The organism is Amycolatopsis sp. WAC 01376 (assembly GCF_003947415.1).
Lineage (GTDB): Bacteria > Actinomycetota > Actinomycetes > Mycobacteriales > Pseudonocardiaceae > Amycolatopsis.
The window spans coordinates 53,126-65,642 of sequence record NZ_QHKL01000003.1 but is presented as its reverse complement, the minus strand read 5'-3'; the positions used below and the strand labels follow the sequence as shown (position 1 = coordinate 65,642).

Genomic DNA, 12,517 nt, shown 5'->3' with positions numbered 1-12,517 from the left:
CCAGGTGAAAGCACTTTGACCTTACCGGGCCACCGCACGGAGCGCCATGCCCCTACGCCTCGCCACCCGGACCCGCGACGACACCTGGCGTGTTGCCATGGTGGTCCCGTTGCAGGGGCCCGCCGGGCTGTTCGGCCCGTCCTGCGAGGCGATCACGGATCTCGCCGTCCACGAACTCAACGAGTCCGGCGGGATTCTCGGCAGGCAGGTCGAGGCCGAGGTGGTCGACGGCGGCGGCACCCCCGCGCAGGTGGCCGAAGACCTGCGCCGGCTGGTCGACGCGGGACGGGTCGACGCCGTGAGCGGCTGGCACATTTCGTCGATCCGGCACGCGCTCGCACCGGTCGTGGCCGACAGGGTGCCGTACGTGTACACGTCACTTTACGAAGGTGGCGAGCGACGTTCGGGCATCTTCTGCACGGGAGAGACGCCGCGCTGCCAGATCGAACCGGCGCTGCGCTGGTTGCGCGACCACCTCGGTGTCCGGCGGTGGTACGTGGTCGGTGACGACTACGTCTGGCCACACCGGTCGACCCGGGCGATCCGGCAGTACGCCAAGGATCTCGATCTGCGCATCACCGGCGAGGCGTTCGTGGGGCTCGGCGCGGGCGACATGTCCACAGTGGTCCGTTCGGTCGAACAGTCCACAAGCGACGGTGTGCTCATGTTGCTGGTCGGGCAGGACGCGGTGCGCTTCAACCGCGCCTTCGCCGCGCAAGGGCTCAGCGACCGGCTGGTCCGGTTCAGCCCGCTGATGGAGGAGAACATGCTCCTCGCGAGCGGCGCGCACGCCACCGGCAACCTCTACGTCTCCGCCGCGTACTTCCGGTCGATGGTCACCGCCGACGCGATGGATCTGCTCGGCCGTTATGTCGACCGCAACGGTCCCGGCGCCCCGGCTTTGAACAACGCCGCCGAATCCTGTTACGAGGGACTGCACACACTGGCCGAACTCGTCCGCCGGGCAGGCAAGCCCGACCTGCCCGCGCTCAACGCGGCGATCGACGGCGTCGCCTATCACGGCCCGCGCGGCACGATCGAGTTCCGCGGGCAGCAGGCCGACCAGCACGTCCATCTCGCGGTCGCCGACGGTTACGACTTCGAAGTCCTGACCCGGCTCTGAACTCCACCCTTGACTCACTCCGGCACACCACATACTTTCATTTGAAATTATTCCACGTGATGCACATTACGCGGAGGTGAGCATGGGCAACGTGGGCCTTCTCTACGTCGGCGCCGCCTTGATGATCAACGGCCTGATGTTGCTCGGCCGGATACCGCCACGCTCGGCGGCGGTGCTGAACCTGTTCGTCGGCGCGCTCCAGTGCGTCACCCCGACCGTGCTGATCGTCCAGGCGGGCGGGAATCCGGACGCGATCCTCGCCGCGTCCGGGCTGTACCTGTTCGGTTTCACCTATCTGTACGTCGGCATCGCGAACCTCGCCGGCCTCGAACCCGAAGGCGTCGGCTGGTTCTCGCTGTTCGTGGCGGGCGCCGCCGTGGTGTACGCGGGAATCGCGTTCTGGCACGACGCCGATCCGGTGTTCGGCGTCATCTGGCTGTCCTGGGCACTGTTGTGGACGTTGTTCTTCCTCGTCCTCGGCCTCGGCAAGGAAAAGCTGACCCGGTTCACCGGCTGGGCCGTCCTGCTGCTCAGCCAGCCGACCTGCACGGTGCCCGCCTTCCTCGGCCTCACCGGCGCCTACCGCAGCGACGGCGGGACGGCGCTGATCGCGGCCGCGATCGCCTGTGTGTTGGTCGCGGCGGCCATGTTGCTCCAGAAAACCCATCAGGAGAAGAGGAATCCAAATGCGACACGGTGACATTTCCGCCAGTCCCGACACGGTCGGCGTCGCGGTGGTCAACTACAAGATGCCGCGGCTGCACACCAAGGCCGAGGTGCTCGACAACGCCCGCAAGATCGCCGAAATGGTGGTGGGCATGAAATCCGGGCTGCCGGGCATGGACCTCGTGGTGTTCCCGGAGTACTCGACCCAGGGCATCATGTACGACCCGAAGGAGATGTACGAGACCGCGGCGACGATTCCCGGCGAGGAAACCGAAATCTTCGCCGCCGCCTGCCGGGAAGCCCAGACCTGGGGCGTCTTCTCCATCACCGGCGAGCGACACGAGGACCACCCGGACAAGCCGCCGTACAACACGCTCGTGCTCATCAACGACCGCGGCGAGATCGTCCAGAAATACCGCAAGATCCTGCCGTGGTGCCCGATCGAAGGCTGGTACCCCGGCGAGGACACCTACGTCAGCGACGGCCCGAAGGGCATGAAGATCTCGCTGATCATCTGCGACGACGGGAACTACCCGGAGATCTGGCGCGACTGCGCGATGAAGGGCGCCGAGCTGATCGTGCGCTGCCAGGGCTACATGTATCCGGCCAAAGAGCAGCAGATCCTGATCGCCAAGGCGATGGCGTGGGCCAACAACTGTTACGTGGCCGTGGCGAACGCCGCCGGATTCGACGGCGTGTACTCCTACTTCGGCCATTCCTCGATCATCGGCTTCGACGGGCGCACACTCGGCGAGACCGGCGAAGAAGAGTACGGGATCCAGTACGCGCAGCTGTCGGTGTCGGCGATCCGTGACGCGCGGACCTACGACCAGTCGCAGAACCACATCTTCAAGCTGCTGCACCGCGGTTACACCGGCGTGCAGGACGCGGACGAGGGCGACAAGGGCGTGGCGGACTGCCCGTTCGATTTCTACAAGCTCTGGGTCACCGACGCCAAGAAGGCGCAGGAGAAGGTCGAGTCGATCACGCGCGACACCATCACTCCTCGGACCCCATGATGAGGACGGTGAGCCGGACACCCCGTGACGTGTGGGCGAAACTCAGCGCCAGCGGGACGAGCACCAGCGCGAAGTAGGTCCACAAAGGCCAGTGGTACAGATGGTTCAGGTGCCACGTTTCCTTGAGGGCGATGAAGAAGGCGCCCGCGGTCACGATGAACCAGCCGCGGGCCTTGTTGGCGAAGGTGGCCATGGTGCGCCGCTGCTCGGTCGTGAACGACTTCATGACCTCGCGGTGCACCTTGCGCCGCCGTCGCCGTTCCTTGGCGATGGCCACCGGTGGCAGCAACCACCACCAGCGCGAAACGGGCCGTCCGAAGTCGGGGCGGGGCATCTCCTCGAGCGAGCGCAGGTCGGCGAACCGCTTGCTCTCTTCACGGAGTTCGAGCGCGCCCTGGTACATGGGCCCGGCGACGAGGAGCCAGCCGCCGAGGAAGGCGGACCAGGCGACGAAGTACTCGATGTGGATCACCCCTCCCGGACCACCGGCGTCCGTGATCCGCGATGATCAGCTTATCCGCCCTAGACTCGGGAGGATGGACAGGATCGACAGCGGCCGCCGGGTGATCGCCGCCCCGCCCGAGACCGTCTACCAGGCCCTCCTCGACCGCGAGTCACTGGAGGCCTGGCTGCCGCCCGAAGGTATGCGCGGCCGGATCGATCGCTGGGATCCGCGGCCGGGTGGCGGTTTCCGGATGGTCCTCACCTACCTCGACGCGTCCGCCGCGCCCGGCAAATCTTCGGACGCGACGGACGTGGTCGAAGTCGGGTTCGCCGACCTGGTGCCCGCGGAACGCGTGGTGCAGCTGGCCGTGTTCGAGTCCGAAGACCCGGCGTTCGCGGGCACCATGACGATGACCTGGGAGCTGGCCGCCGCGGGTGACGGCACCGAAGTGACCGTCACCGCGACGGACGTCCCGTCCGGCATCGGCCAGGCGGATCACGAGACCGGGATCGCCTCTTCGCTGGCCAATCTGGCCTCCTTCGCCGAAACACGCTGACGGCCCGACGCGATGACGATCGCGGCGAGGACGGCCATCACCAGCGGCACGACCAGTGCCGCGCGGAAGCCGCCGAGCGCGGCCTCTCGCGACCCGTCACCGAGGGCGGCGACGTTGACGGCGGTCACCGCCGACAGCCCGAGCGCCGCGCCGAACTGGAACGCCGTGTACAGCAGACCGCCGGCGAGTCCCTGTTCCTCCTCGGCGATCCCGTCGGTGGCGACGATCGTCAGCGGACCGTAGGCGAGGGCGAACCCGAGGCCCAGGATGATCATCGACGGGAACATCGCCGCGTATGTCCAGTCGAGGCCCAGCGGCAGGAAGAGCGCGTACGCCACGGCGGCCAGCACGAGGCCGCCGAAGATCAGCCGCGTGTTGCCGAACCTCGCCACCAGGCGCGGGGTCAGCGTCGGCGCCAGGATCGCGTCGATCCCGACGGCCAGCAGCGCCAGGCTCGTCTCCAGCGTCGACCAGCCCCGGAGTTCCTGCAGGTACAGCGTGACCAGGAACTGGAACCCGAAGAACGAACCCGCGAAGAGCAAGGCGCTGACGTTCGCCCGCACCAGCGGTCCCGACCTCAGGATGCCCAGGCGCACCAGCGGCGCGGGCGAGCGCCGTTCGACGGCCACGAAGGTGACCAGCGCGGCCACTCCCCCGGTGAAGGACGCCACGGTCCAGCCCCAGCCTTGCGCGGGGTGCTCCAGCCGGACCACCGCGTAGGCGATCAGCAGCATCGCCATGGTCACGGTGAGCGCTCCGGCGAAGTCCAGGCGACGGGGCCCGCGCTCCTGCCGCGCGGGTTCCTTGATGAGCCAGAGCGCGGCGACCAGGATGACGGCGGACAGGATCACCGGCGTGAAGAACACCCAGCGCCAGTCGATCCTGGCCAGCAGGCCGCCGATGACCAGGCCGAGCGAGAAGCCGCCGGCCCCGGTTCCGGCGTAGAACAGCAGCGCTTTGTTGCGTTTCGGGCCCTCTTCGAAGCTCGTGGTGATGATCGAGAGGCCGGCCGGGGTCATGAAGGCCGCGGCGACACCGGTGACGAACCGGGCGAGCAGCAGCATCCAGCCCTCGGTGGCGAACCCGCCCAGCCCGGAGAAGACGAGGAACACCACCAGCCAGCCGAGGAACATGCGGCGGCGGCCGTACAGGTCGGCGGCGCGCCCGCCCAGCAGCATGAATCCGCCGTAGCCGAGCACGTAGGCGCTCACCACGCCGCTCAGCGTCGCCGTCGACAGGCCGAGTTCGGCCCGGATGGACGGCAGCGCCACGTTCAGCATCGCGACGTCGATGCCCTCCAGGAAGATGGCGCCGCACAGCACTATGAGCACGCCCCAGGCCCGGCCGCCCATCCGGTCGGCGGCACGCGGCGGCGTTTGCGAGTTGGTCAAGGTCTTCTCCCTCAGTGAACGGGAACCGACGGTTACTCATCAGCAGGTCGGTTCCCTCTTGTAACCAAGGGGATCTTCCGTCACTATCGATGACCATGGAAGAAGGCACTTTGAACTCACCTAGTCGTTGTGAACTCACCGAGGAGGACTACGAGGCCTTCCAGTGGGACACGCGCGAGGACTGCGAGGTCCGCCAGATCCTGGACAGGGTGGCGGACAAGTGGTCGCTCCTGGTCATCGCGCTGCTCGACCGGAACACGCTGCGGTTCACCGAACTCAAGTACAAGATCGACGGCATCAGCCAGCGCATGCTCACCACCACGCTGCGTCATCTCGAACGCGACGGGCTGGTGAACCGGACGGTCTATCCGGTGGTGCCGCCCCGGGTCGAGTACGCGCTGACGCCGCTGGGGATGACGCTGCACAAGACCATCCAGTCGCTGGTCACCTGGACCGAAGACCACCAGAGCGAGATCGCCCTCGCGCGCGCCCAGTACGACAAACGCGTCACCGTTTAGGGAGCCGCATGGCCAGACTGTCGCGGGGGGATCCATCACTGCTGCGGCGGCTGAACGCCATCGCCGTCCTGCGGGCGCTGTACGCGGCCGAGGAACTCACCCTCGCGGAACTGGTCAAGGCGAGCGAGGTCTCCCGGCCGACGGTCGAGGAGATCGCCGCCGACCTCGGCGAACAGGGCCTGGTCGAGGAGGTGCCGCTGTCCCCCGACGCGCCGCGACCGGTCGGCAGACCCGCCAAGCGCTACCGCTTCCGCCCCGAGGCCGGCCACCTCGACGGCCTCGAAGTCGGCCCGCATCAGGCGTTGTGCCTGGTCGCCGACCTGCGGGGCGAGGTCGTCGGGCGGGCGAAGACCGGCCTCACCCCGGAAATGGCCGCCTCCGACCGGCTCGGCGCCGCGCGCCGGGTGCTCGGCACGGCCGTCGAAGGCCACGTCAACGTGCGGCTGCTCGGCGTCGGCACCACCGGCGTGGTGTCCGGCGGCAAGGTCGTCCGCGACGACCGCCTTCCCGGCTGGACCGGTGTCGACCTTCCCGCGGAGTTCGGCGGCGGATGCCCGGTGCTGGCCGGGAACGACACCAAGCTCTCGGCACTGGCCGAACACTGGCGCGGCGCCGCGCACGGCCTCGACGACGTCGTCTACGTGCACGCCGGGCGCACCGTCTCACTGGGCCTGCTGCTCGGCGGAAAGCTGCACGCCGGCCACCACGGCGCGGCGGGTGAGATCGGCGCCCTGCGCCAGGCCGGTGGGTTCGTCGAACTCGTCGCCGCGACCGTCCTCGCCGTCGACCCGCAGCTGGTGGTGGTCGGCGGCACCGGAAACCCGCTGGCCCTGCTGATGGCGCCGCTGCGTGCCGAACTGGCCCGGCTGTGCCTGTTCCCGGTGCGTGTCGAGACGTCGACACTCGGCGAAGACTCGGTGGCGCTCGGCGCGGTCCGGCTCGCCCTCAGCCGCGTGGAGCGCGAGCTGTTCAGCGTCGCGGATGTCGCCTGAGCAGGCCGATCACCACGATCAGCACGGCCACCGCGCCGCTGGTGAACAGCTGTGTCCGCGCGTCGGCGTCCGTCCACATGAGAATGAGCACGCCCGCCATCGCGATCAGCGCGATCCAGCTGAGCCACGGGAAACCCCACATCCGCACCGGCAGCTCCGCGGCCGTGCCGTCGCGGTCGGCGGCCCGGCGCAGCCTGAGCTGCGAGATCGCGATGAAGATCCACACCAGCAGGATGTTGGCGCCGATGGCGTTCAGCAGGAACGGCAGTACGTGTTCGGGAGCGAGGAAGTTCAGCAGTACGGCCACGAAACCGAAGGCCACCGACGCCAGCACCGCCGTCCGGGGGACGCCCGCTCCCGACAGCTTGAGCATCGCGCGCGGCGCTTCACCGCGGTCGGCCAGGGAGAACACCATCCGCGAGGCGCCGTAGAGGTTCGCGTTCAGCGCCGAAAGCAGCGAGGTCAGCACGACGAAACTCATCAGCAGCGCCGCCGCCGGCACCCCGATCTGCTCCAGGATGGTCACGAACGGGCTGGTGTTCGCCGAGGCGGACTCCCACGGCAGCAGCAACACCATCAGCGCCACGGAACCGATGTAGAACAGCAGCAGGCGGACGATGACGGTGCGCGTGGTGCGGCGGATCGAGTCCGCCGGGTCGTCGGACTCCGCCGCGGCGATGGTGACCAGCTCCATGCCACCGAACGAGAACGCGACCGCGAGCAGACCGGTCAGCACCCCTTGGAGGCCGTTGGGCAGGAAACCGCCGTGCCCGGTGAGATTGTCCAGCCCGACCGGTGACGTCCCCGGCAGGACCCCGAACACCGCCAGCGTGCCGAGTACCAGGAAACCGACCACGGCGGTCACCTTGATCGCGCCGAACCAGAACTCGAATTCCCCGAACGAGCGCACCGCGAACAGGTTCACCCCGGTCAGCACCGCCATGAACAGCAGTACCCAGGTCCACTGTGGGATCACCGGCAGCAGCCCGTTCGCGATGCCTGCCGCCGCGGTGGCCGCGGCGGCGACCACGACCACCAGCAGCGACCAGTACAGCCAGCCGACGGTGAACCCGGCCCAGCGCCCGAGCGCCTTCTCCGCGTACACCGAGAACGAACCGCTGCTCGGCTCGGCGGCGGCCATTTCGCCCAGCATGCGCATGACCAGCACCATGAGCAGGCCCGCGACCACATAGGACAGCAGGATGCCGGGGCCCGCGGTCTTGATCCCCGCGCCGGTGCCGACGAACAGGCCGGCGCCGATTGCCCCGCTGATGGCCAGCATGGTGACGTGGCGCCGCCGGAAACCGGTGCCGAGCGATCGGGTCTCGATCGCGGTCACGGGTTCGGCGGGACCTGGTTCGGGCATGGCGGATCCATTCGTCTGCGGCGTACTGAGAAGCTCAACCGCGGGACAACTCTTCCAGCCGCTCGTGGAGCCGGTCGACGTGGTCCTCGCTTTCGGGCTTCATCAGCACGCTACGCAGGATCCTCGCGCCGTCCGCATCCGCGTCGACTCCGGTGTGACGCAGACCGAACTGCGGCTCGCTCACCCGCAGCGTGCTGAGGAACACCGGTTCCCTCGCCGCGGCCATGCCGTTGCGCAGGATCCGCGCGCTTTCCTGGTCGATCTTGGACAGCGAAAACGGTTCCGTGCGGGGGAAGTAGCTGACGATGTCGAGTTCCGGTGGCTGGTACAGGTCGAACCGCTCGGAGTCCTCCAGCAGTTTCGCCCACCGCAACGCCGCGCGGCGCCCGGCCGCGAGCACCCGGCCAAGGCCGTCGGGGGTGGGCGGCAGCACCCGGAAGGTGAGCCACAGCGCGGCGGCCGCGGCACCCGCGCGGGAGCATTCGAGGCTGATCTCGCCGAGGTGCAGGTCTTCCGAGGTGAAATAGGTGTACGGCGAATCGTGCAGGTAGAACCGGCCCGCCCCGGGGTCCTTGAACAGCACCGCGCCGCAGCCATAGGGCTGGAGACCGTGCTTGTGCGGGTCGATGACGATCGAATCGGCCTCGGCGATGGCGAGCCAAGGAGCCTCGGGCAGCCCTTCCGGACCGTCCAAACCGGACAGAAGCCGGAAGAACCCACCGTAGGCGGCGTCGACGTGCACCCGCACGCCGTACCGTTCGCGCAGCGCCAGCACCTCGTGGACCGGCTCCACCGTGCCGAGCGCGGTCGTGCCCGCGGTGACCACCACGGTGCCGATCTTCCCGGTGCGCAACAGTTCTTCGAGCGCGTCGAGATCCATCGCGCCCCGGGCGTCGACGGGCACCGTATGCCCCTCCACGCCGAGTACGCCGCACATCCGGCCATGCGTGTAATGCGCCTCGGCGCTGTACGCGATCCCCTTGCCCGGATGCGTTTCCCGCGCGACGAACAGCGCCTCGAGGTTCGCCACCGTGCCGCTGGTGGTCAGATGCCCGAGGTGCTCCGTGTAGCCGAACATCGTGGCCAGCTGCCGGACGACCTCGCGTTCCATCTCGGCCGTCGCGGGGCCGCCGTCGAGCGCGTGGTTGTTGGGGTTGACCAGCATCGCGGTCAGGTAGCCGACCACCGCGGCCGGATGCGGCGGTTTGAGCATCTGACCGGCGTAGGACGGGTGGAAGAACGGGTAGTTGTCCTTCAGCCGCTCGGTGAGCTCCTCGAACGCGGCCTCGAACCGCCCGTCGGAGATCTCCAGCGACGGATGCGGCCGGAAGGGGGCGAACGTCTCCCCCCACGCCTCGTTCGACGTCAACGCCTGACCGAGCCAGTACCGGAAGTCCATCAAGCGCGCCCTTCGCGTCGTTCGGCTCCAAAAAACGTAGGAGTCGCCGGAGGTCTCGCGCAACCGTCTTCGGTAGGGGTCAGTTGCCCCGGGCCGCCGCCTGACGCCGCTCCTCGCCCTTCTCCTCCAGCTGCCTGACGATCTCGCGCAGCGAAGCGGCCAGCTCGGTGCATTCCGCGGGGCTGAGCCGATCGGTGACGAACGCTTCCTCCTGGTTGAACTCGGGGAAGAGCTCCCGCATCAGCCGCTCCCCCTCGGCCGTCAGCGCGAGCAGCACCAAACGTCCGTCGACCGGATGTTTGCGCCGGGTGACCAGGCCGTGTGCCTCCAGCGTCTTCATCACGCCGGTGAGCGTCCCCTTGGTGATCCCGGACTCGGCGGCGACATGCCTGGTCTCCTTCTCACCGAAGATCCACACCACCCAGAGCACCACGAACGCGGTCCAGGTGAGGCCCGCGTTGCGCAGGACCGAGTTCTCGAAGTGCAGCCGCACCGCCGTCGCGGCACGGTGGAGGTTGGCGACCGCCTCCATCCGCTCCCACAGCAGCGGGATCCCGCCCAGTTTGGCCCGCACGGCGTTCTCGGTCTCGGCCAGTGTGTGATACCCGGTCAACAGCCACATCCTCACCGGCCCCGGAGGCACCAGCCCGATGAGCGCGCACCCCCGCGCACCCGCTCCGCCGATCGTATGCGGAACGGTGGGAGTCCACAGTGGTCTTTCCGGGTTGCTCCGCGCTAGGCCGCGGACGCCAAGGGCTCCAGCAGATCCTGTCCGGTTTCGGACAACTCGGCGGCCACGCGGCTGCCGGGAACGCCTTCACGCGGCGTCCGGATCAGCCCGGCGTGGGCGAGACGGTGGGCCGTGCTCTGGTCACTGCACGGCAGGCCGTCGACGTAGAGATCCGGCTCCAGGCTGACGGTGATCTCGGCCCTGCCCTGCGCCACGGCTCGCAGCATGGCCAGGGCGCGGCATGACAGGCTTTCGGGGTCTTTGACTGTCTCGTTCATTCGGGGTCACTCCTCCGACCTGGGAGTTTCCCGTACGCAGCCGTTCAAACATGACACCGGTCACCGGGCGGGGACGGCCGCGCGATGCTCGGTGATGTCGCCGAACAGGTCACCCATCTCCTCGACGCGTTCGATCACCTGATCGGCGGTGAACAGCAGGTCGGCGGCCTTGCGGCAGGCTTCGACCTCCTCCCAGGTCACGGGCGTGGAGACGGTCGGGATCGCGCGGCCCCGCAGCGAGTACGGCGCGATGGTGGTCTTGGCGGTGTTGTTCTGGCTCCAGTCGATGAACACGCGGCCGGGGCGGATCGCCTTCGTCATCCGCGCGACCACGGACTCCGGTGACCGGCGCGCGAGCTCCTCCGCGACCGCCTTGGCGTACTCGGAGGTGCGTTCGTCCGACCGGGTGCGCACCGGGCAGTACAACTGCATTCCCTTGTTGCCGCTGGTCTTCGCGTAGACGGTGAGACCGTCTCCGGTGAGCAGGTCGCTGAGCGTCTCGGCCACCCGGCAGCAGTCGACGACGTCCGCGGGCGGGCCGGGATCGAGATCGAAGACCAGCAGATCCGGTGATTTCCGCGCGCCGCGCGGGCCGACCGTCCACTGTGGAACATGCAGCTCCAGCGCGGCGAGATTGGCGGCCCACATCAACGTCGGCAGGTCGCCGACGACGGGGTAATCGAGTGTCTCCTCCCCGCCGCGACGGCCCCGGTTGGTGAGCCGCGCGGTGCGCACCCAATCGGGCGCGTGCCGGGAAACGTTCTTCTCGTAGAACGGTTCCCCGTCGACACCGTCGGGAAAACGGCGGAACGTGGCGGCGCGGTCGCGCAGATGCGGAAGCAGCACGGGGGCGATCCGGCGGTAGTAGTCGAGGACCTCCCGTTTGGTGAAACCATGCGACGGGTAGAGCACCTTGTCCAGATTGGACAGCGCCAGCCGCCGTCCCTCGACCTCGACCGTTATCCGCTCCTCAGGCACCCTTCGACGGTACCGTGAGGTATGCCCACCGTGCCGGATGCGATCGCCCCGATGCTGGCGACCGACGGTGACCTGCCCACCGGCGGGTGGGGGTACGAGTACAAATGGGATGGCTACCGCTGCTGTCTGCGGGTCGCCCGCGACGGCGAGACGCGCTTGACCAGCCGGCGCGGCCTCGACACGACGGCGACGTACCCGGACCTGACCGGCGAAGCGCTCGATGGCCGCGAAGCCGTCCTCGACGGCGAGATCGTCGTCCTCGACGACAAGGGGCGGCCGAGCTTCCCGCTGCTGCAAACACGGCATCTGCGTACGCCGGACGCGTCACTGCTGGAGCGCAGCCCCGTGCATTTCTTCGCCTTCGACGTGCTGTTCCTCGACGGCGACCTCCTGGTCGACGAGCCCTACGCCGCCCGCCGCGAGCTGCTGACGTCGCTGGGCGGCGGTGGCCGCATCGTCATCCCACCGGGGTACACCGACATCTCCCCTGATCGACTGCTCGAGGTCGCCAGAGAACACGGGCTCGAAGGGCTGATCGCGAAGAAGCTCGACAGCCGGTACTACCCCGGCAAGCGGACGCGGCAATGGATCAAACGGGCGCTGTGGCACACCCAAGAGGTCGTCATCGGTGGCTGGCGCGCCGGCGAAGGGCGGCGTTCGGGCACTCTCGGTGCCCTGTTGCTTGGCGCGCACGACGAGTCCGGCGATCTGCGGTACATCGGCGACGTCGGCACCGGGTTCAGCGACAAGACCCTCGAAGACCTGCATGCCAGGCTCGCGCCATTGATACGGAAGACACCTCCTTTCGCGTCGGAAGTCCCGCGTGACCGGGCGCGGCGGGCGCGGTGGGTGGAGCCGGAACTCGTCGGAGAGGTCGTGCACCGGAACTGGACCCCGGACGGCCGCCTGAGGCACACGACCTGGCGGGGGCTGCGCGCGGACAAGACCCCCGACGAGGTCGTACTGCCGTCGTAGCGGCTCACATCGGCCGGATGACCTGGTCACCGGGATCGGTGAGATGGCCCTCCTCCCACCATTGTTCTGCCACTCCGCGAG

At 68.5% G+C, this 12,517-nt stretch carries 14 protein-coding genes; 7 read left to right on the top strand and 7 right to left on the bottom strand.

Translation table 11 applies throughout. The features are described 5' to 3' along the window. Positions 1-46: 46 nt before the first annotated feature. The 3 genes from DMH03_RS17010 to DMH03_RS17000 all read left to right on the top strand — a co-directional run bounded on the left by DMH03_RS17010 (position 47) and on the right by DMH03_RS17000 (position 2,808). The gene (locus tag DMH03_RS17010) at positions 47-1,123 is read left to right on the top strand and encodes a substrate-binding domain-containing protein (protein ID WP_255431243.1); all 1,077 of its coding nucleotides are present in this window, start codon (positions 47-49) and stop codon (positions 1,121-1,123) included. Positions 1,124-1,205: 82 nt separating this feature from the next. Further along, positions 1,206-1,823 carry an AmiS/UreI family transporter gene (locus DMH03_RS17005; protein ID WP_125793021.1) on the top strand — a complete coding sequence of 206 codons (618 nt, stop codon included), beginning with the start codon at positions 1,206-1,208 and terminating at the stop codon, positions 1,821-1,823. Beyond that, positions 1,810-2,808, top strand: a complete 999-nt coding sequence (locus DMH03_RS17000; protein ID WP_125793020.1) for an aliphatic amidase — start codon at positions 1,810-1,812, stop codon at positions 2,806-2,808. The genes DMH03_RS17005 and DMH03_RS17000 overlap by 14 nt, the downstream gene beginning before the upstream one ends. On the opposite strand, the gene DMH03_RS16995 is transcribed toward DMH03_RS17000, so the two are convergent. Further along, positions 2,789-3,280 carry a hypothetical protein gene (locus DMH03_RS16995; protein WP_125793019.1) on the bottom strand — a complete coding sequence of 164 codons (492 nt, stop codon included), beginning with the start codon at positions 3,278-3,280 and terminating at the stop codon, positions 2,789-2,791. The two genes, DMH03_RS17000 and DMH03_RS16995, sit on opposite strands and share 20 nt — an antisense overlap. Positions 3,281-3,344: 64 nt before the next feature. Between DMH03_RS16995 and DMH03_RS16990 the strand changes: the two genes are divergently transcribed. After that, positions 3,345-3,809 carry an SRPBCC family protein gene (locus DMH03_RS16990; RefSeq protein WP_125793018.1) on the top strand — a complete coding sequence of 155 codons (465 nt, stop codon included), beginning with the start codon at positions 3,345-3,347 and terminating at the stop codon, positions 3,807-3,809. On the opposite strand, the gene DMH03_RS16985 is transcribed toward DMH03_RS16990, so the two are convergent. Continuing rightward, positions 3,749-5,161: an MFS transporter gene (locus DMH03_RS16985; protein ID WP_125793949.1), complete on the bottom strand. Its 1,413-nt coding sequence runs from the start codon at positions 5,159-5,161 to the stop codon at positions 3,749-3,751. The genes DMH03_RS16990 and DMH03_RS16985 overlap by 61 nt on opposite strands. A 128-nt stretch (positions 5,162-5,289) precedes the next feature. Here DMH03_RS16985 and DMH03_RS16980 point away from each other — a divergent pair, with 128 nt between their 5' ends. Together DMH03_RS16980 and DMH03_RS16975 are read left to right on the top strand one after the other, a co-directional pair. Continuing rightward, entirely contained in the window at positions 5,290-5,718 is a 429-nt protein-coding gene (locus DMH03_RS16980) for a helix-turn-helix domain-containing protein (protein WP_125786015.1), read from the top strand. Positions 5,719-5,726: 8 nt separating this feature from the next. Beyond that, complete coding sequence (locus tag DMH03_RS16975; protein WP_125793017.1) at positions 5,727-6,710, top strand: ROK family transcriptional regulator; 984 nt, start codon at positions 5,727-5,729, stop codon at positions 6,708-6,710. Here the strand turns inward: DMH03_RS16975 and DMH03_RS16970 are convergent. From DMH03_RS16970 to ligD (DMH03_RS16950), 5 genes are all read right to left on the bottom strand, one after another. Beyond that, positions 6,688-8,076, bottom strand: a complete 1,389-nt coding sequence (locus DMH03_RS16970) for an amino acid permease (protein WP_125793016.1) — start codon at positions 8,074-8,076, stop codon at positions 6,688-6,690. The genes DMH03_RS16975 and DMH03_RS16970 overlap by 23 nt on opposite strands. Before the next feature lie 34 nt (positions 8,077-8,110). Then, entirely contained in the window at positions 8,111-9,475 is a 1,365-nt protein-coding gene (locus DMH03_RS16965; RefSeq protein ID WP_125793015.1) for an aminotransferase class V-fold PLP-dependent enzyme, read from the bottom strand. 79 nt (positions 9,476-9,554) lie between these two features. Next, on the bottom strand, positions 9,555-10,097 hold the full coding sequence (locus DMH03_RS16960; protein ID WP_125793948.1) for a MarR family winged helix-turn-helix transcriptional regulator: 543 nt from the start codon (positions 10,095-10,097) through the stop codon (positions 9,555-9,557). Positions 10,098-10,210: 113 nt separating this feature from the next. After that, positions 10,211-10,483: a hypothetical protein gene (locus DMH03_RS16955; protein ID WP_125793014.1), complete on the bottom strand. Its 273-nt coding sequence runs from the start codon at positions 10,481-10,483 to the stop codon at positions 10,211-10,213. A gap of 60 nt (positions 10,484-10,543) precedes the next feature. Next, positions 10,544-11,461 carry a non-homologous end-joining DNA ligase gene (gene ligD / locus DMH03_RS16950; protein WP_125793013.1) on the bottom strand — a complete coding sequence of 306 codons (918 nt, stop codon included), beginning with the start codon at positions 11,459-11,461 and terminating at the stop codon, positions 10,544-10,546. A gap of 21 nt (positions 11,462-11,482) precedes the next feature. Between ligD (DMH03_RS16950) and ligD (DMH03_RS16945) the strand changes: the two genes are divergently transcribed. Next, positions 11,483-12,436: a non-homologous end-joining DNA ligase gene (gene ligD / locus DMH03_RS16945; RefSeq protein ID WP_125793012.1), complete on the top strand. Its 954-nt coding sequence runs from the start codon at positions 11,483-11,485 to the stop codon at positions 12,434-12,436. The last annotated feature ends 81 nt before the right edge of the window (positions 12,437-12,517 follow it).

Coding starts and splice junctions, on each gene's coding strand:
- DMH03_RS17010 (WP_255431243.1), top strand. CDS start 47: ATGCCCCTACGCCTCGCCACCCGGACCCGCGACGACACCTGGCGTGTT.
- DMH03_RS17005 (WP_125793021.1), top strand. CDS start 1,206: ATGGGCAACGTGGGCCTTCTCTACGTCGGCGCCGCCTTGATGATCAAC.
- DMH03_RS17000 (WP_125793020.1), top strand. CDS start 1,810: ATGCGACACGGTGACATTTCCGCCAGTCCCGACACGGTCGGCGTCGCG.
- DMH03_RS16990 (WP_125793018.1), top strand. CDS start 3,345: ATGGACAGGATCGACAGCGGCCGCCGGGTGATCGCCGCCCCGCCCGAG.
- DMH03_RS16985 (WP_125793949.1), bottom strand. CDS start 5,161: ATGGGCGGCCGGGCCTGGGGCGTGCTCATAGTGCTGTGCGGCGCCATC.
- DMH03_RS16980 (WP_125786015.1), top strand. CDS start 5,290: ATGACCATGGAAGAAGGCACTTTGAACTCACCTAGTCGTTGTGAACTC.
- DMH03_RS16975 (WP_125793017.1), top strand. CDS start 5,727: ATGGCCAGACTGTCGCGGGGGGATCCATCACTGCTGCGGCGGCTGAAC.
- DMH03_RS16970 (WP_125793016.1), bottom strand. CDS start 8,076: ATGCCCGAACCAGGTCCCGCCGAACCCGTGACCGCGATCGAGACCCGA.
- DMH03_RS16965 (WP_125793015.1), bottom strand. CDS start 9,475: ATGGACTTCCGGTACTGGCTCGGTCAGGCGTTGACGTCGAACGAGGCG.
- DMH03_RS16960 (WP_125793948.1), bottom strand. CDS start 10,097: ATGTGGCTGTTGACCGGGTATCACACACTGGCCGAGACCGAGAACGCC.
- DMH03_RS16955 (WP_125793014.1), bottom strand. CDS start 10,483: ATGAACGAGACAGTCAAAGACCCCGAAAGCCTGTCATGCCGCGCCCTG.
- ligD (WP_125793012.1), top strand. CDS start 11,483: ATGCCCACCGTGCCGGATGCGATCGCCCCGATGCTGGCGACCGACGGT.